Annotated in this window: 18 protein-coding genes; all 18 read left to right on the top strand. The window is 70.9% G+C overall.

The genetic code is table 11. From position 1 onward, the window contains the following. Positions 1-314 precede the first annotated feature (314 nt). Positions 315-908 carry a riboflavin synthase gene (locus ABD287_RS13640; protein ID WP_344172947.1) on the top strand — a complete coding sequence of 198 codons (594 nt, stop codon included), beginning with the start codon at positions 315-317 and terminating at the stop codon, positions 906-908. Positions 909-925: 17 nt separating this feature from the next. Further along, positions 926-2,161, top strand: a complete 1,236-nt coding sequence (locus tag ABD287_RS13635) for a bifunctional 3,4-dihydroxy-2-butanone-4-phosphate synthase/GTP cyclohydrolase II (RefSeq protein WP_344173140.1) — start codon at positions 926-928, stop codon at positions 2,159-2,161. Beyond that, positions 2,161-2,637, top strand: a complete 477-nt coding sequence (gene ribH / locus ABD287_RS13630; protein ID WP_344172945.1) for a 6,7-dimethyl-8-ribityllumazine synthase — start codon at positions 2,161-2,163, stop codon at positions 2,635-2,637. The genes ABD287_RS13635 and ribH overlap by 1 nt, the downstream gene beginning before the upstream one ends. An 81-nt stretch (positions 2,638-2,718) precedes the next feature. Then, a complete protein-coding gene (locus ABD287_RS13625; protein WP_344172943.1) occupies positions 2,719-2,982 on the top strand; it encodes a phosphoribosyl-ATP diphosphatase in 264 nt (87 codons plus the stop codon). Positions 2,983-3,025: 43 nt separating this feature from the next. After that, positions 3,026-3,871: an ATP phosphoribosyltransferase gene (gene hisG / locus ABD287_RS13620; RefSeq protein WP_344172941.1), complete on the top strand. Its 846-nt coding sequence runs from the start codon at positions 3,026-3,028 to the stop codon at positions 3,869-3,871. A 47-nt stretch (positions 3,872-3,918) separates the two neighbouring features. Beyond that, positions 3,919-4,383, top strand: a complete 465-nt coding sequence (locus ABD287_RS13615; RefSeq protein WP_344172939.1) for a PH domain-containing protein — start codon at positions 3,919-3,921, stop codon at positions 4,381-4,383. Between the two features lie 302 nt (positions 4,384-4,685). Then, entirely contained in the window at positions 4,686-5,303 is a 618-nt protein-coding gene (gene infC, locus ABD287_RS13610) for a translation initiation factor IF-3 (protein WP_344173138.1), read from the top strand. Between the two features lie 20 nt (positions 5,304-5,323). Next, positions 5,324-5,518: a 50S ribosomal protein L35 gene (gene rpmI, locus ABD287_RS13605; RefSeq protein WP_344172937.1), complete on the top strand. Its 195-nt coding sequence runs from the start codon at positions 5,324-5,326 to the stop codon at positions 5,516-5,518. Positions 5,519-5,553: 35 nt separating this feature from the next. Beyond that, positions 5,554-5,946: a 50S ribosomal protein L20 gene (gene rplT, locus ABD287_RS13600; RefSeq protein ID WP_344172935.1), complete on the top strand. Its 393-nt coding sequence runs from the start codon at positions 5,554-5,556 to the stop codon at positions 5,944-5,946. Positions 5,947-5,975: 29 nt separating this feature from the next. After that, positions 5,976-6,827, top strand: coding sequence for a TrmH family RNA methyltransferase (locus tag ABD287_RS13595; protein WP_344173136.1), 852 nt, complete (start codon positions 5,976-5,978; stop codon positions 6,825-6,827). Positions 6,828-6,893: 66 nt separating this feature from the next. After that, positions 6,894-7,169 carry a hypothetical protein gene (locus tag ABD287_RS13590; RefSeq protein WP_344172933.1) on the top strand — a complete coding sequence of 92 codons (276 nt, stop codon included), beginning with the start codon at positions 6,894-6,896 and terminating at the stop codon, positions 7,167-7,169. Positions 7,170-7,309: 140 nt separating this feature from the next. Further along, the gene (gene pheS, locus ABD287_RS13585; RefSeq protein WP_344172931.1) at positions 7,310-8,392 is read left to right on the top strand and encodes a phenylalanine--tRNA ligase subunit alpha; all 1,083 of its coding nucleotides are present in this window, start codon (positions 7,310-7,312) and stop codon (positions 8,390-8,392) included. A 3-nt stretch (positions 8,393-8,395) separates the two neighbouring features. Continuing rightward, complete coding sequence (gene pheT / locus ABD287_RS13580) at positions 8,396-10,885, top strand: phenylalanine--tRNA ligase subunit beta (RefSeq protein ID WP_344172928.1); 2,490 nt, start codon at positions 8,396-8,398, stop codon at positions 10,883-10,885. 119 nt (positions 10,886-11,004) lie between these two features. After that, positions 11,005-11,592: an arginine repressor gene (locus ABD287_RS13575; RefSeq protein ID WP_344172926.1), complete on the top strand. Its 588-nt coding sequence runs from the start codon at positions 11,005-11,007 to the stop codon at positions 11,590-11,592. After that, entirely contained in the window at positions 11,589-12,830 is a 1,242-nt protein-coding gene (locus ABD287_RS13570) for an argininosuccinate synthase (protein WP_344172924.1), read from the top strand. Before ABD287_RS13575 ends, ABD287_RS13570 begins: the two co-directional genes overlap by 4 nt. A 5-nt stretch (positions 12,831-12,835) precedes the next feature. Beyond that, positions 12,836-14,284: an argininosuccinate lyase gene (gene argH, locus ABD287_RS13565; protein WP_344173134.1), complete on the top strand. Its 1,449-nt coding sequence runs from the start codon at positions 12,836-12,838 to the stop codon at positions 14,282-14,284. A gap of 7 nt (positions 14,285-14,291) precedes the next feature. Beyond that, on the top strand, positions 14,292-14,906 hold the full coding sequence (locus ABD287_RS13560; RefSeq protein WP_344172922.1) for a DNA-3-methyladenine glycosylase: 615 nt from the start codon (positions 14,292-14,294) through the stop codon (positions 14,904-14,906). A gap of 49 nt (positions 14,907-14,955) precedes the next feature. Next, a complete protein-coding gene (gene tyrS / locus ABD287_RS13555; RefSeq protein WP_344172920.1) occupies positions 14,956-16,212 on the top strand; it encodes a tyrosine--tRNA ligase in 1,257 nt (418 codons plus the stop codon). Positions 16,213-16,903: the final 691 nt, after the last annotated feature.

Below are 16,903 nucleotides of genomic sequence, written 5' to 3'. Positions count from 1 at the left end.
CCGGCGGTGATCCGGGCTGTTGGCCGTGTTGAGCGGCCCGTCGCCCGGTAAGCCCGTGACCCGGTCGCATCACGCGCCCGGTGGACCTGGTGTGACCCCAGGGCCGACGGTTGGCAGCGGCACAGCCCGTGGCCAGACAGTCCGGATGGGAGCGGCGCGCGGGACGGTCAGCGCTGCCCTCCGGGCCGCGTACGCGGCCACGATCTGGCCCGCGAACGCCCCTGGCGGTCAGCGCCCTGCTGGCGCTGTCGTCGCCGGCGCCGCCTGCGCCACCCCTGCCCGCCGCGCGTCCACCGCGAGCATGAGGGGTCGGATTGTTCACCGGCATCATCGAAGAGCTCGGCGCCGTCGCCGATCTCACCGAGCAGACCGACGCCGTGCGGCTGGCCGTGCGCGGTCCGCTGGTCACCACCGACGCCCGGCACGGCGACTCGATTGCCGTCAACGGCGTCTGCCTGACCGTCGTCGACGTCCAGGGCGGCGTCTTCACCGCCGACGTCATGGCCGAGACCCTGAGCCGTTCCGCCCTCGGATCGCTTCGCCCCGGCGACCCGGTCAACCTGGAGCGCGCCGCCACCCTGGGCAGCCGGCTCGGCGGCCACCTCGTCCAGGGCCACGTCGACGCTGTCGCCACCGTGCTGGACCGCCAGCCCTCGCAGCACTGGGAGCGGCTGACCTTCTCCCTGCCGTCGGGCCTGGACCGCTACCTGGTGGAGAAGGGGTCGATCACCGTCGACGGAGTCTCGCTGACCGTCGCCTCGGTGGACGAGCGGTCGTTCGCCGTCAGCCTCATCCCGACGACGCTTGAGCTGACCACGCTCGGCCACCGCAAGCCCGACGACCCGGTCAACATCGAGGTCGACGTGATTGCCAAGTACGTCGAGAAGATGCTGGGAGGAGCGCGATGACCGCGCCGACCGAGGTCATGGAGTCTACGTTGGACACGATCGAACGCGCCGTCGCTGAGATCGCCGCCGGCCGTGCGGTGATCGTCGTCGACGACGAGGACCGGGAGAACGAGGGCGACCTCATCTTCGCCGCGGAGAAGGCCACGCCGGAGCTGTTGGCGTTCACCGTCCGCCACACCTCCGGCTACATCTGCGCCCCGCTGACCGAGGACGAGGCCGACCGGCTCGATCTGCCGCCGATGCACCACACCAACCAGGACCGTCGCGGCACCGCGTACGCGGTCAGCGTCGACGCGCGCGAGGGCGTCTCGACCGGCATCTCGGCAGCTGACCGGGCGCACACGATCCGCCTGCTCGCCGACCCTGCCACCAGCGCGGCCGACCTGGCCCGACCCGGACACGTCGTCCCGCTGCGGGCCAAGGTCGGCGGGGTGCTGCGTCGGCCCGGGCACACCGAGGCCGCGATCGACCTGGCCACCCTGGCCGGCCTGCGTCCGGCCGCCGCGCTCTGCGAGCTGGTCAACGACGACGGCACCATGATGCGCCTGCCCGACCTGCGCCGCTTCGCCGCCGAGCACGACCTGGCCCTGATCAGCATCGCCGACCTCATCGCCCACCGGCGCCGGTCCGAGAAGCAGGTGGAGCGGGTCGTCGAGGCGCGCATCCCCACCGGGCACGGGGTCTTCCGGGCGGTCGGGTACCGGGCCGCGTTCGACCCCAGCGAGCACATCGCCCTGGTCTGCGGCGACATCGGCGCCGGCCAGGACGTCCTGGTGCGGGTGCACTCGGAGTGCCTCACCGGCGACGTCTTCGGCTCGCTGCGTTGCGACTGCGGCCCCCAACTGGACGCGGCGCTCGCCGCCGTCGCCGCGGAGGGGCGCGGCGTGGTCCTCTACGTCCGTGGGCACGAGGGCCGGGGGATCGGCCTGCTTCACAAGCTCCAGGCGTACCAGCTCCAGGACCTCGGCCGCGACACGGTGGAGGCCAACCTGGAGTTGGGGCTGCCCGCGGACGCCCGCGACTACGGCACCGGCGCGCAGATTCTCTTCGACCTCGGCGTGCGCAGTATGCGCCTGTTGACCAACAATCCGGCCAAACGGGCGGGCCTGGAAGGGTACGGTCTCACCATCGTCGGCCGGGCCGCGCTGCCGGTGCGGGCCCACCCGGAGAACGTGCGGTACCTGCGCACCAAGCGGGACCGGATGGGGCACCTGCTCGACGAGCTGGACGACGTTGTGGAAGGACTCGCCTGATGGCCGGCTTCGGAGATCCGCACCTCAGCACGGTCGACGCCACCGGTCTGAGGCTGGCAGTGGTCGGCTCGCGGTGGCATCACGACCTCATCGAGCACATGATCGAACAGGCTCGGGTCGCCGCCCGCGCCTGCCATGTCCCGGAGGTGACCATCGTCCGGGTCTCCGGGGCGGTCGAGCTGCCGGTGGTGGCCCAGGCGCTGGCGCGCACGCACGACGCGGTGGTGGCCATCGGCGTCGTCATCCGCGGCGAGACGCCGCACTTCGAGTACGTCTGCGACGCGGTGACCGCGGGCCTCACCCGGGTGGCGCTGGACGAGTCGACGCCGGTAGGCAACGGCGTCCTCACGGTCGAGTCGCTCGGCCAGGCCAAGGACCGGGCCGGCCTGGAGGACTCGATCGAGGACAAGGGCTACGCGGCGGCTGTCGCCGCGCTCGACGCCGCGGTGACACTGCGGGACCTGGCCAGCGCCTGACCGCGCCCGGCCCCGGACCGCTGGGGGCGCGGCGCCGGGCCGGCCGGCGTTCTGACCGCGCGGGCTGGCAGAATCCCGCGGGTGAAGACGTTCGAGGAGCTGTTTGCCGAGCTGTCGGCCAAGGCCGCCGCCGGCGACCCCACTTCCGGCACCGTGGTGGCGCTGCGCGGCGGTGTGCACGGGGTGGGCAAGAAGGTCGTCGAGGAGGCGGCCGAGTCGTGGATGGCCGCTGAGCACGAGGGGCGCGAGCGCGCCGCCGAGGAGATCGCCCAGCTGCTGTACCAGGCGCAGGTGCTCATGCTCGCCGCCGGGCTGGAGCTCAAGGACGTCTACCGACATCTCTGACGTGCCCGCCGACCGTTCGCCCTCAGGTTAAGGAGCACGCCCGATGCTACGCATCGCCGTACCGAACAAGGGGTCGCTGGCCACCGCCGCCGCCCAGATGCTCGCCGAGGCCGGCTACCGGCAGCGGACGGACCCCAAGGATCTGGTCTGCCACGATCCGGTCAACGACGTCGAGTTCTTCTACCTGCGCCCGCGGGACATCGCCACCTACGTCGGCTCCGGCGATCTTGACCTGGGTATCACCGGGCGGGACCTGCTCGTCGACTCCGGCAGCCCGGCCCAGGAGGTTCTGGATCTCGGTTTCGGCGCGGCGACGTTCCGGTTCGCCGCCGCCCCCGGCACGCTGGCCGACACCGCGGGTCTGGCCGGCCGCCGCATCGCCACCTCCTACCCCGGCGTCGTCGGCGGGTACCTGGCCAAGCGTTCTGTCGACGCCGAGGTCATCCGGCTCGACGGGGCGGTCGAGAACGCCGTCCGGCTGGGCGTCGCCGACGTCGTCGCCGACGTGGTGCAGACCGGCACGACCCTGCGGCAGGCCGGCCTGGTCGTCGTCGGCGAGCCGATTCTCGACTCGTCCGCCGTCCTCATCACCCGGGACGGGTCGGCCGACGGCGCCGCCGCGGGCCAGTTGCTGCGTCGGCTCCAGGGCGTCCTGGTGGCCAGGCGTTACGTGATGCTGGTCTACGACGTGCCCGCCGACCTGCTCGACCAGGCCAGCGCCCTGACGCCCGGGATCGAGTCTCCGACGATCTCGCCGCTGCACCGGGAAGGCTGGATCGCGGTCCAGGCGATGGTCAAGCGCGGCGACGTGCACCGGGTGATGGACGACCTGTACGAGCTGGGGGCGCGGGCGCTCCTGGTCACCGACATCCACGCCTGCCGCCTGTGACCGGGTCGCCGCTGGCGGTCAGCCGCCAGGCTGGCAGACTCGGGCAGGTGAACGATGCTGAGCTGACTGCCGGGGATCAGGTGCGGCTACGGCCGTTGCGGGCGCGGATCGTCTGCGCGGTCGCTGCGGGAGCGCTGTTCCTCGTGTTCGTGTTCGTGGCCACCGCGCTTCGTGGCCAGGTCAACGAGGGGCCGGCCACGTTCGGGCGCGGCGATCAGATCGCGATGGTCGTGCTGGGCGCGCTGGGCGCCGCCGGCATTCTCGCGCTGACCCGGCCCCGCGTTGTCGCGGACGCCACGGGCATCACCGTGCGCAACCTTGTCGGCGGTTACCAGTTGCCGTGGTCGGTGGTGCGTTCGGTGCGTTTCCCGCACGGCGCCCCGTGGGCGAGCCTGGAGCTCAACGACGACGACATCGTGCCAATGATGGCGGTCCAGGCGACTGACAAGGACTACGCCGTGGCCGGGGTCCGAGCGTTGCGGGCGCTACACGCCACCGCCGGCCGCAGCTGACCGGCAGCTGACTGCCGCTGGCTGGCGGCGCCTGCTGGTCTGCTAGGCTCGGCGGAAGTCGACCAGACTGCCATGCCCTCACGGGCCTGGCGTCTTGAAGCGGAGCTCCCGCTCCCACCCGCGTTCGCCTCGGCGGCCGGGTCCGGTCCGCGAACCCGGCGTTGTCCGGGCTCGTGCCTCGCGCGCTGCGCGGTGACCGGTCGAGTGGGGCCCCGGCATGTGCCGGGGCTTTCTGCTGCCCAGGCGTCCCCCATGGGGCGTCATCGGGAATCGACGGGAAGCAACGCACCCTAGGAGGCCCCATCAGCGTCGAACCACGTGTCAACGATCAGATCCGGTCTCGCGAGGTCCGTCTGGTCGGCCCTGAGGGCGAGCAGGTGGGCATCGTCCCGCTGGAGCGAGCCCTGCAGTTGGCCGCGGACGTCGACCTGGATCTGGTGGAGGTGGCGCCGATGGCCCGCCCGCCGGTGTGCAAGCTCATGGACTTTGGCAAGTTCAAGTACGAGAGCGCGCTCAAGGCCCGCGAGGCGCGGCGTAACCAGCAGCAGACCGTTATCAAGGAGATGAAGCTCCGACCGAAGATCGACCCGCATGACTACGCGACCAAGAAGGGTCACGTCATGCGGTTCCTCAAGGCCGGGGACAAGGTGAAGGTCACGATCATGTTCCGCGGTCGTGAGCAGAGCCGACCGGAGCTGGGCTACCGGCTGCTGCGCCGGCTCGAAGAGGAAATCGCCGAGTTGGGCTACGTCGAGGCCGCCCCGAAGCAGGACGGCCGAAACATGATCATGGTGCTCGCGCCGCACCGCGCCACGAAGGCCGCCGCTCTGGCCGCCTCGGGCAAGGACGGCGGTCGCGAGGACGAGGCAGATGTAGCGGGCGACGTCGCGGCCGAGCCGGCCGGGACCGTCGGCGAGTAACGCAGAGAGAGCGGTTTTCAATGCCGAAGATGAAGAGCCACACCGGCACCGGCAAGCGCGTGCGGGTCACGGGCACTGGCAAGCTGCGCACCGAGCAGGCCGGCAAGCGCCACCTGCTCGAGAGCAAGCCGTCCACCCGCACCCGTCGTCTGACCGGCACCGTCGAGGTGGCCAAGGCGGACACCAAGCGGATCAAGAAGCTGCTCGGCCGCTGACGCGCGCCATTTCATAGATCTAAGGAGCACATGACATGGCACGCGTCAAGCGCGCAGTGAACGCGCACAAGAAGCGCCGCGAGATTCTCGAGTCGGCCAAGGGGTACCGGGGCCAGCGGTCCCGCCTGTACCGCAAGGCCAAAGAGCAGATGCTGCACTCGATGCAGTACGCCTACCGGGACCGTAAGGACCGTAAGGGCGACTTCCGGCAGCTGTGGATCACCCGTATCAACGCCGCCGTGCGGGCGAACGGGATGACCTACAACCGCTTCATCCAGGGTCTGCGCCTGGCCGGTGTCGAGGTCGACCGCAAGATCCTCGCGGATCTCGCCGTCCACGACGCCAACGCGATCACCGCGCTCGTCGAGATCGCCCGCACGGCGGTCGAGGCGGAGGGCACCGGCGGCGCCGCCGCCCAGGCTGCCTGATCTTCGCAACGGTGAACGAGGCGCCCCGCATGCCGCACGAGCAGCATGGGGGGCGCCTCGTCTCGTCTGTGGCGTTCACGCTGCGGACGCCTCGCATTGTCGCCGCCCGCAAGCTGCGGCGGCGGCGCGAGCGGGACGCCGCCGGTCGTTTCCTGGCTGAGGGACCGCAGGCGGTCCGGGAGGCCCTGGCCGCCGGCCGGGCCCGGGAGCTGTTCGTCACCGCCGACGCCCTGGCTCGGCAGCGGGAGCTGGTCAACGCCGCGGACGCCGCCGCCGTCCCCGTCTCGTCGGTGGCTGATGACGTCATCGAGGCTCTTGCCGAGACAGTCGCGCCGCAGGGCGTCGTCGCCGTGTGTGACCGCGTCGACGTGCCGTTCGCGCAGGCGTTGGGCGCGCGGCCCAGGTTGGTGGTGCTGCTGGTCGACATCCGGGACCCGGGCAACGCGGGCACGGTTCTCCGCACCGCGGACGCCGCCGGGGCCGACGCGGTCATCTTCGTGGGCGACACGGTTGATCCGTACAACGGCAAGTGCGTCCGGGCCAGCGCCGGCAGCCTGTTCCATGTTCCGGTGGCGCGTGAGCACGACCCGATGACCGTGGTGGCGGCGCTTGGTCGTCGTGGGGTGCGGGTGCTTGCGGCCTCCGGTTACGGTGACCAGGACCTGACGACGTTGGCCGCAGCTGGTGGCCTTGTCGTGCCCACGGCGTGGGCGTTCGGCTCCGAGGCCCACGGTCTGCCGGCCGAGGTGATGTCGGCGGCGGCGGCGACCGTCCGGGTGCCGGTGTACGGGCGCGCCGAGAGCCTGAACCTTGCCGCGGCCGCCGCGGTGTGCCTGTACGCCTCGGCATCCGCCCAGGCGGATGCCGCGCCGCAGCGCTGACGATCAGCCGCGCCCACCCGCCGCCCCGGGTGGGCGCGGCTGCGGCGACCGGTAAGAATAGGTCCAATGACGACATGGGAATATGCCCGACTTGAATACCGCGCGGCCGGCACGCTCGGCGGGGACAAGTTCATGGACTGGTCTGCGGCGTTCCACGCCCCCGACGGCGTCCGCCGGTGGGGCACCGACGAGCGGTTCAACGACCTGCCGCACCTGAACCGCGCCGGCGCCGAGGGCTGGCAGGCGTATGCGCGTAACGCTGCGCACCACCCGTCCGAGCCGCACCGGTTGTTGGCCGTGACCTACTCACTGCGCCGGCCGATGGCGAACGAAGCTGGTTAGCCGGCGCGGCCGTGGTCGCTCCGCCGCCGGGACGCCGAACCCGCCCCGCGCGTTCCGGCGGCCGACTATCCCCACCGCCTGGTGACGGCCAGGTCGCGCCTCCGTAGACTGCCCGATGGCTGTCCGGTGTGAGGGAGACCATGTCTTACAGGAATGATCCGTACGACCCGAAGCAGGTCGCGTTGCTCGACCAGGGCGCGCTCGACGACGCGGTGGCGCAGGCCCGGGCGGCGTTCGCCGCGGCCGGCGATCTGGCCGCGTTGACCGGGCTCAAACATCTGCATCTGGGTGACCGTTCGCCCCTCTCGTTGGCGCGTCGGGAGATCGGCGCGCTGCCGCCGGCGGCGAAGTCTGAGGCTGGCAAGCGGGTGAACGTCGCGCGCCAGGCGGTCGACGCGGCCTACGCCGAGCGGGTGGCCGCGCTGGAGGCCGAGCAGGCCCTGCGGATTCTGGTCGAGGAGACCGTCGATGTCACCCTGCCGTGGGACCGTCGGCCCCGTGGGGCCAGGCATCCGCTGTCGACGATGATGGAGCGGGTCTCCGACTTCTTCGTCGGCATGGGCTGGGAGATCGCCGAAGGCCCTGAGGTCGAGGTGGAGTGGTACAACTTCGACGCGCTCAACTTCACCCCGGACCACCCGGCGCGTACCATGATGGACACCTTCTACGTGCGCGCCGCCGAGGCCGCCGCCGGCGAGTCCGGCCTGGTGCTGCGCACGCACACCTCGCCGGTGCAGGCGCGCACGCTGCTCACCCGGGATCTGCCGGTCTACATCGCGTGCCCGGGCCGGGTGTACCGCACCGACGAGCTGGACGCCACCCACACTCCGGTGTTCCACCAGGTCGAGGGCCTGGTGGTGGACAAGGGCGTGACGATGGCGCACCTCAAGGGGACCCTGGACCACTTCGCCCGGGAGATGTTCGGGCCTGACGCGAGGACCAGGCTGCGGCCCAACTACTTCCCTTTCACCGAGCCGTCGGCCGAGATGGACGTGTGGTTCCCGGACTTCCCGGGCGGCGCCCGCTGGATCGAGTGGGGCGGCTGCGGCATGGTCAACCCGCGGGTGCTGACCGCGTGCGGCGTCGATCCGGACGTCTACTCCGGTTTCGCCTTCGGCATGGGCATCGACCGCACCCTGATGTTCCGCAACGGGGTCACTGACATGCGCGACATCGTCGAGGGCGACGTGCGTTTCGCCCGCGCCTTCGGAATGGGGGTCTGAACCGTGAAGGTTCCAGTCAGCTGGCTACGCGAGCACGTCGACGCGCCCACCGATCCGGACGCGTTGGAGCGGGCGCTGGTCAAGGTCGGCCTTGAGGTCGAGGAGATCACCGATCTGGGCGCGGCCGTCCGCGGCGATCTAGTGGTGGGCCGGGTGGTCAGCATCGAGGAGCTGACCGAGTACAAGAAGCCTATCCGGTACTGCCTGGTCGACGTCGGCGCCGCGAACGGCTCCGGCGAGCCGCAGGAGATCATCTGCGGGGCCCGCAATTTCGCCGAGGGCGACCACGTCGTGGTCATCCTGCCCGGCGGAGAACTGCCGGGCGGCTTCGCTATCGGCGAGCGCAAGACGTACGGCCGGATGTCCCGCGGCATGATCTGCTCCGGCCGCGAGCTGGGCATCAGCGACGACCACGAGGGCATCATCGTGCTCGCGCCCGACGCCGGCGTCGCTGGCCAGGACGCCCGCCCGCTGGTCGGTCTCGACGAGGTCGTTGTGGAGTTGAACGTCACCCCGGACCGGGGCTACTGCTTATCGGTGCGCGGCGTCGCCCGCGAGCTGGCCGCGTCGCTGGGGGCGCCGTTCCGGGACCCGGCCGCGATCGAGCCCCTGGTGGCCACGCAGGCGCCGGCGTACCCGGCGCGGGTGCTCGACCCGGCCGGCTGCGACCGGTTCGCGGCGGTCGTGGTGCGCGGCGTCGACCCCGCCGCGACCAGCCCACGCTGGCTGGCGCGCCGGCTGACGGCCGCGGGGATGCGGCCGATCTCGCTGGCGGTCGACGTCACCAACTATGTGATGTTGGAGCTTGGCCAGCCGCTGCACGCCTTCGACCTGTCCGCCCTGCGCGGTGAGCTGGTGGTGCGTCGGGCCGAGCCGGGGGAGAAGCTGACCACCCTGGACGGCGCGGCCCGCGAGCTGCGCCCGGAGGACATCGTCATCGCCGACGACTCCGGCGTCATCTCGCTGGCGGCGGTGATGGGCGGAGCGAGCACCGAGGTGTCGTCGTCGACGACCGACATCCTGCTCGAGGCCGCCCACTGGGAACCGATCGCGGTGGCCCGCACGGCCCGCCGGCACAAGCTTCCCAGCGAGGCCAGCAAGCGGTTCGAACGCGGTGTGGACCCGGCGTTGCCGCTGGTGGCGCTGCGGCGCGCGGTCCAGCTGCTGGTCGAGCACGGTGGCGGTTCGGCTGGCGCCGAGGTGCTCGACATCGACGCTGTCGCCCCCCGGCAGCCGATCGGTATCGCCGCGGACCTGCCGGAGCGCACCGCCGGCGTGGCGTATGGCGTCGACCGGGTGGCTGAGCTGCTGCGCGAGGTGGGCTGCGCGGTCGAGGTCGATGCCGATCGGCTCGCTGTGACGCCGCCGTCGTGGCGGCCGGATCTGACCGAACCGGCCGATCTGGTCGAGGAGGTCGTCCGGCTCGACGGCTATGACCGGGTGCCGAGCATTCTGCCGGTGGCCCCGGCCGGCCGGGGGCTGTCGCCCGATCAGCGTCGGCGCCGCGAGGTGACCCGCGCGCTGTCCGAGGCCGGTTTCGTCGAGACGCTGTGCTATCCGTTCGTGAGTCCCGACAGCGCCGACCAGCTCGGCCTTCCGGCCGGCGATCCGCGCCGCCGGACCGTCCGCCTGGCGAATCCGATGTCGGAGCAGGAGCCGGCGCTACGCACCAGCTTGCTGCCCCCGCTGTTGGCGGCGCTGCGGCGCAATGTCGGTCGTGGTCACCGCGACCTGGCCCTCTACGAGATCGGCCTGGTCTTCTGGCCGCGTGCTGTCACCGGCGCCCCGCGCCGCCTGCCGGTGACCGGCCGTCCTTCCGCGGGCGAGTTGGCCGAGCTGGAGGCGTTCGTTCCCGACCAGCCCCGGCACGTGGCCGCGGTGCTGGCGGGCGAGGTCGAGCCCGCTGGCTGGTGGGGCGCAGGCCGCGCCGCGGGCTGGGCCGACGCGGTCGCCGCGGCCAGGCTCGCCGTGGTGGCGGCTGGTGTTCCGGACGCCATGGTCATCGTGCGCGCCGCTCAGGTCGCGCCGTGGCACCCGGGCCGGTGTGCGGAGCTCCTCGTCGGCGGGGAGGTTGTCGGACACGCCGGCGAGCTGCATCCGGCGGTGCTGTCGACTCTTGATCTGCCGGTCCGGACCTGCGCCATGGAGGTGAGCCTGGACGCGCTCCCGCTGCCCCAGGTTCCGACAGCGCCGTCAGTGTCCACCTTCCCGCCCTCGTTCATCGATGTCGCCTTGGTGGTGGCCGCGGCGGCGCCGGCGGCGCAGGTCGGCGAGGCGTTGGCGGCCGGGGCTGGCGATCTGCTGGAGTCAGCGCGGCTGTTCGACGTGTACGTCAATGACGAGCAGCTCGGCGCCGGCCACAAGTCGCTGGCCTTCAAGCTGACGCTGCGGGCCGCCGATCGCACCCTCACCGCGGAGGAATCGGTGGCTGCCCGGGACGCCGCCGTGGCCCGGGCAGCCCAGGAATTCGGGGCGACGATGCGCGGCGCCTGACGCAACGTATCGCTGAGGCCGCCAGCTGATCCAGTCTGGCGGCCTCAGCGAAACGGGGACACACGCATGACGAAACCAGATCGCATGATTTTGCGATGTCATGCATTAGTATTCATGGGGTGACCCCGCCGCCCCCGATCAGCCGAGCATCCCGCCACGCCCGCATCGTCAACGTCATCCGGCAGCGCCCGGTGCGATCCCAGGCCGAGCTCGCCGCCCTGCTCGCCGCCGACGGCATCACCGTCACCCAGGCCACCCTCTCCCGCGACCTCGACGAGCTGCGCGCCGTCAAGGCCCGCGCCGGCGACGGTCTCGGCGCCTACCTCATCCCCGACGACGGACGGGAGCCCCTCCTGCCGGCCGAGGACGCGCCGGCGCGGCTCGTCCGCCTGCTGCGTGATCTATGCGTCGGCGTCGACAGCAGCGGCAACATCGTGGTGGCCCGCACCCCACCGGGCGCCGCCCAGTTCCTGGCCAGCGCCATCGACCGCGCCGGCCTCCCCGACATCCTCGGCACCATCGCCGGCGACGACACCATCCTCGTCGTCTCCCGCGACCCGTCCGGCGGGCCGGCGCTCGCCACGACCCTGGCCGCGTGGTCCAGCCCCACAGCTTCTCCCGACACCCCCGCCACCACGACCGCCGGCGACCGCCGCGGCGCTACCGCCGGCTCCACCGCCGGCGCCGATCTCAAGGGGACGACATGACCACACCGCACCGGGAACGCATCGTGCTCGCCTACTCCGGCGGCCTCGACACCTCTGTCGCCATCCCGTACCTGGCCGACAAGCTCGGCGCCGAGGTCGTCGCCGTCGCCGTCGATGTCGGACAGGGCGGGGAGGACCTGGACGCCATCCGTCAGCGGGCGCTCGACTGCGGCGCCGTCGTCGCCGAGGTCATCGACGCCCGCGAGGAGTTCGCCGCCGGGTACTGTCTGCCAGCCCTGCACGCCAACGCCCGCTACATGGGGCAGTACCCGTTGGTGTCCGCGCTGAGTCGGCCACTGATCGTGAAACGGTTGGTCGAGGCGGCCCGCCGGCACGGCGGGACCACGGTCGCGCACGGATGCACCGGGAAAGGCAACGACCAGGTCCGCTTCGAGGTGGGCCTCGGCGCGCTCGCCCCCGACCTCAGAATCATCGCTCCGGCCCGCGACTACGCCTGGACCCGCGACGACGCCATCGCCTACGCCGAGGCCAACAACTTGCCGATCGACGTCACCGCCCGCAGCCCGTACTCGATCGACCAGAACCTGTGGGGACGGGCCATCGAGACCGGCTTCCTCGAAGACATCTGGAACGCCCCTGTCGAGGACATCTACGGATACACCGACGACCCCGCGGTCGCCAAGGACCCCGACGACGCCCTCATCACGTTCGAACACGGCGTCCCTGTCGCGATCGACGGCTGTCCGGTCACCCCGTTCCAGGCCATCGACGCGCTCAACCAACGCGCCGGCGCCCACGGCGTCGGACGGCTCGACATGGTCGAGGACCGCCTCGTCGGGATCAAGAGCCGCGAGGTCTACGAGGCCCCCGGCGCCGTCGCCCTCATCACCGCCCACCAGGAGCTGGAGACCGTCACCCTCGAACGCGACCTGGCCCGGTTCAAGAAGAGCGTCGAGCAGCGCTGGACCGAGCTCGTCTACGACGGGCTCTGGTTCTCCCCGCTCAAGCAGGCCCTCGACGCCTTCCTCGCCCAGACACAGGCGCACGTCACCGGCGAGGTGCGGCTGCGACTGCACGGCGGTCGCGCGGTCGTCACCGGACGGCGCTCCCCAGCCAGCCTCTACGACTTCGGCCTCGCCACCTACGACACCGGCGACACCTTCGACCAGTCGTTGGCGGCCGGCTTCACCACTCTCTGGGGCCTGCCGAGCCGGCTGTCCGCCGCACGCGACACGCGGCTCGTCGCGGCCACGCCGAGCGGCGCGGGGCCAAGTTGAGCACAATGGAAGCCGTGGAGCAGCAGTCATTGAACACCGGCGGCGCGCGCCTGTGGGGTGGCCGGTTCGCCGGCGGCCCCGCCGAGGCGCTCGCCCGGTTGTCCGTCAGCGTCCAGTTCGACTGGCGCCTCGCGCCGTACGACTTGGCCGCCTCGCGCGCCCACGCCGGGGTGCTGGCCAGGGCCGGGTTACTCACCGCCGACGAGTTGGGCCGGATGCTGGCCGCCCTGGACGATCTGGAGGCGGCCTGCGCCTCCGGTCAGTTCCGTCCCACGATCGAGGATGAGGACGTGCACACCGCGCTCGAACGCGGCCTCCTCGAGCGTCTCGGCGCCCTCGGCGGCAAGCTACGGGCCGGCCGCTCCCGTAATGACCAGGTCGCCACCGACCTGCGTCTGTATCTGCGCGATCGCGCGCGGGGTATCGCCGAGCGGCTCGTCGAGCTGGCCGAGGCCCTGGTGGAGCAGGCCGGACGGCACCTCGACACCCCCATGCCCGGGATGACCCACCTCCAGCACGCCCAGCCGGTCAGCTTCGCTCACCACCTGCTGGCACACGTCCATCCGCTGCTGCGCGACCTCGACCGGCTCCGTGACTGGGACGCCCGGGCGGCGATCTGCCCGCTCGGCGCCGGCGCCCTGGCCGGCTCGTCCCTGCCGCTGGACCCCGTCCGGGTCGCCCGCGAGCTGGGTTTCAACGCGCCAGCGGAGAACTCGATCGACGCCGTCGGCGACCGCGATTTCGTCGCCGAGTTCCTCTTCGTCACGGCGCTGGTGGGGGTCCACCTGTCCCGCCTCGGCGAGGAGGTGGTGCTGTGGACGTCGCAGGAGTTCGGCTGGGTGGAGCTGGACGACAGCTTCGCCACCGGGTCGTCGATCATGCCGCAGAAGAAGAACGCCGACATCGCCGAGCTGGCCCGCGGCAAGGCGGGCAGGCTCATCGGCGGTCTGGTGACCCTGCTGACGATGCTCAAGGGTCTACCGTTGGCCTACGACCGCGACATGCAGGAGGACAAGGAGCCGGCGTTCGACGCCGTCGACACTCTCGACACCGTTCTGCCGGCTCTCTCCGGGATGATCCACACGATGACAGTGCGGGTGGATCGCCTGGTAGCCGCCGCCCCCCAGGGCTACACCCTGGCCACCGAGATCGCCGACTGGCTGGTACGACGCGGGGTGCCCTTCCGGGAGGCCCACGAGGTGACCGGCCAGCTCGTCGCGCTGTGCGTCACCCGTGACTGCGCTCTGGCTGACGTCTCCGACGACGACCTGAGCATGGTGAGCGAGCACCTGGAGCCGGACGTCCGTGAGGTTCTGTCGGTGCGCAGCGCGTTGGCCGCCCGCACCACCCCCGGGTCGACCGGTCCCGGACCGGTCGCCGATCAGCTGGCGGTCGTGGATGCCAAGCTCGCCGGGTGGCGTGAGTGGGTCGCCCAGACCGTCGTGCCCCGCTGACGAAGGCGTGAGCGGTTCAGACGGCTGCTGGCTCGCGGCGCCCGCGGTTGACGTGCCGGGCGTAGCGCGTTCCCTGCTGGGATGGGAGGTCTCGGCGCACGGCGTTCGGGTTCGCCTGGCCGAGGTGGAGGCGTACGCGGGGGTGAGCGCCGATCCGGCCTCGCACGCCCACCGGGGCGTCACCGCCCGAACCAGGGTGATGTTCGGTCCGCCGGGGCGGGCGTACACCTACTTCGTGTTCGGGGCGCACTGGTGTCTCAACGTGGTGTGCGGGCCGCAGGGCGAGGCCGCCGCGGTCCTGCTGCGCGCCGGCGAGGTTGTCGACGGCTTGGCTGTGGCCCGCGCCCGCCGGGGGAACGTCCTGGATCGGGAGCTCGCCCGCGGGCCGGGACGGCTCTGCGTGGCGCTAGGCGTGGGCGCTGAGGCCAACGACACCTCCATGCTGGACGGTGGCGGCCCGGTGCTGCTGTCGCCGCCGACCCGGCCGGTGGCCCCGGACCAGATCATCGCTGGTCCGAGGGTCGGGGTCGCCAAGGCATCCGATGTTCCCTGGCGCTTCTGGATCGCCAACGACCCCTCGGTGAGCGCGTACCGTCGGCACGTCCCACGTCGTCGGCGGTAGGGCCCGAACCGGCTGGGGACGCGCCGCGGGCCTGAGGGAGAATCACCGGGTGACCGATCTCATCGCAGACCTGCAGTGGCGCGAACTCATCCAGGATTCGACGGACCTCGACGAGCTGCGGCGGCACCTGGACGCTGGTCCCACCACGTTCTATGTCGGCTTTGATCCGACGGCCGCCAGTCTGCATGTCGGCCATTTGATGCAGGTGGTCACCGCCCGTCGCCTCCAGCAGGCTGGGCATCGCCCGCTCCTGCTCGTCGGCGGCGCCACCGGCCAGATCGGCGACCCCACTGACCGGGGCGAGCGCGCCCTGAATGACCCAGAGGTGGTCGGGGGCTGGGTGGAGCGGATCCGTCAGCAGCTCGCACCCTTCGTCTCGTACGACGGCGCGAACGCCGCGACGCTGGTCAACAACCTGGACTGGACCGGCGCGATGTCGGTTGTCGAGTTTATGCGTGACGTCGGCAAACACTTCCCGGTGAACAAGATGCTCGCCCGCGACGTGGTGAAGGCACGCCTCGACTCCGGGATCAGCTTTACCGAGTTCAGCTACCAGCTCATCCAGGCGCACGACTTCTATGCCCTGCGCCGCGATCACGGCTGCTCGCTCCAGTTCGGCGGCTCTGACCAGTGGGGCAACATCACCGCGGGCGTTGACTTCGTCCGCCGCCGCGGCGCGGGCCCGGTGCACGCGTTCACCACGCCGTTGGTGATGAAGGCCGACGGAACGAAGTTCGGCAAGACCGCTGGCGGCGCGGTCTGGCTCGACGCCTCGATGACCAGTCCCTATGCCTTCTACCAGTTCTGGCTTAACGCCGACGACCGCGATGTTTTGCGGTACCTGCGGTATTTCAGCTTCCGGGACCGTGCCGAGCTGGTGGAGCTCGCGGCGGCGGCCGCGGAGCGGCCATCGGCCCGGCTGGCTCAGCGGGCGCTGGCCCAGGAGCTCACTACCCTCGTGCACGGCCAGGAGGAGCTGTCGCAGGCTGAGGCGGCGAGTCAGGCCCTGTTCGGACGGGCGCCACTGGCGGATCTCGCTGAGCCGACGCTACGTGCCGCGCTGGCCGAAGCTGGCTTGACGACCGCCGAGGGGAGCCTTTCGGTCGCCGCGCTGCTCAGGGCGGCGGGCGTGGTTTCCAGTATGAATGAGGCGCGTCGTGCGATCGCCGAGGGCGGCGCTTACGTCAATAATGTCCGGGTCACCGATCCGGAGCTGGTCATCGGCGCTTCTGAACGCCTGCATGGCCGCTACCTCGTCATCCGACGGGGAAAGCGGACGGTTGCCGGCGTCGAGTTTTCCGGGTGAGCCGCGCGGCCGCGCGGGTTCACACCGACGCTGACGCTTCGTCGCGGCTGCCGCTTGACGAGGCGTGACAGCACGGGTATCGTTACTGGAGCCTCAAGTTCGATTCCTGGTTGAGCGCAGTTCTTCTGAACTTCGCTGTCGGGTTCCAGGCAGTCGCGGTCGCCCCGCTTGATTGACCTGGTTCCACAGGTGGTAAGTTTGAGGTGACGGGCAGGGCCTTCGTCGGAACGCGTAAGATCAGGCGGATCCGATTTTGAAGATGCGACACTGACCGGGTAGCTTAGCGATTCGGCAAGAGCCACGCGCGACTGGGTGCGTCCCGGCGGTTGGTTTGCCAAGCAACCACCCGAAGCTCTTTCAATGGGGTGTACGGTGGGAAGTAGTGGGAAATGCCAGCAAACGTAACGATCTCGACAAACGGGATTGACAAGCCGAATTCGGTGTAGTAAGCTGGTGTAGTTGCCCCGGTGCCATCCGCAATGGCGGTCGGCACGGTGTGTGTTTGTTCTTTGAGAACTCAACAGGGTGCTTTGAAAAGCCAGTGCCAATTATGTTTTATACCCCGTCAGGGTTCACAGCTTTTGGGTTGTGGGTTTCTGATGTGGATTCCTTTGGCAATCTTTGATTGCCGGGATGATTTTCCAAAGAGGTTTTTGTTGGAGAGTTTGATCCTGGCTCAGGACGAACGCTG

The organism is Pilimelia columellifera subsp. columellifera (genome assembly GCF_039532605.1).
Taxonomy (GTDB): Bacteria; Actinomycetota; Actinomycetes; order Mycobacteriales; family Micromonosporaceae; genus Pilimelia; species Pilimelia columellifera.
This window is presented reverse-complemented; position numbering and strand designations above follow the sequence as displayed.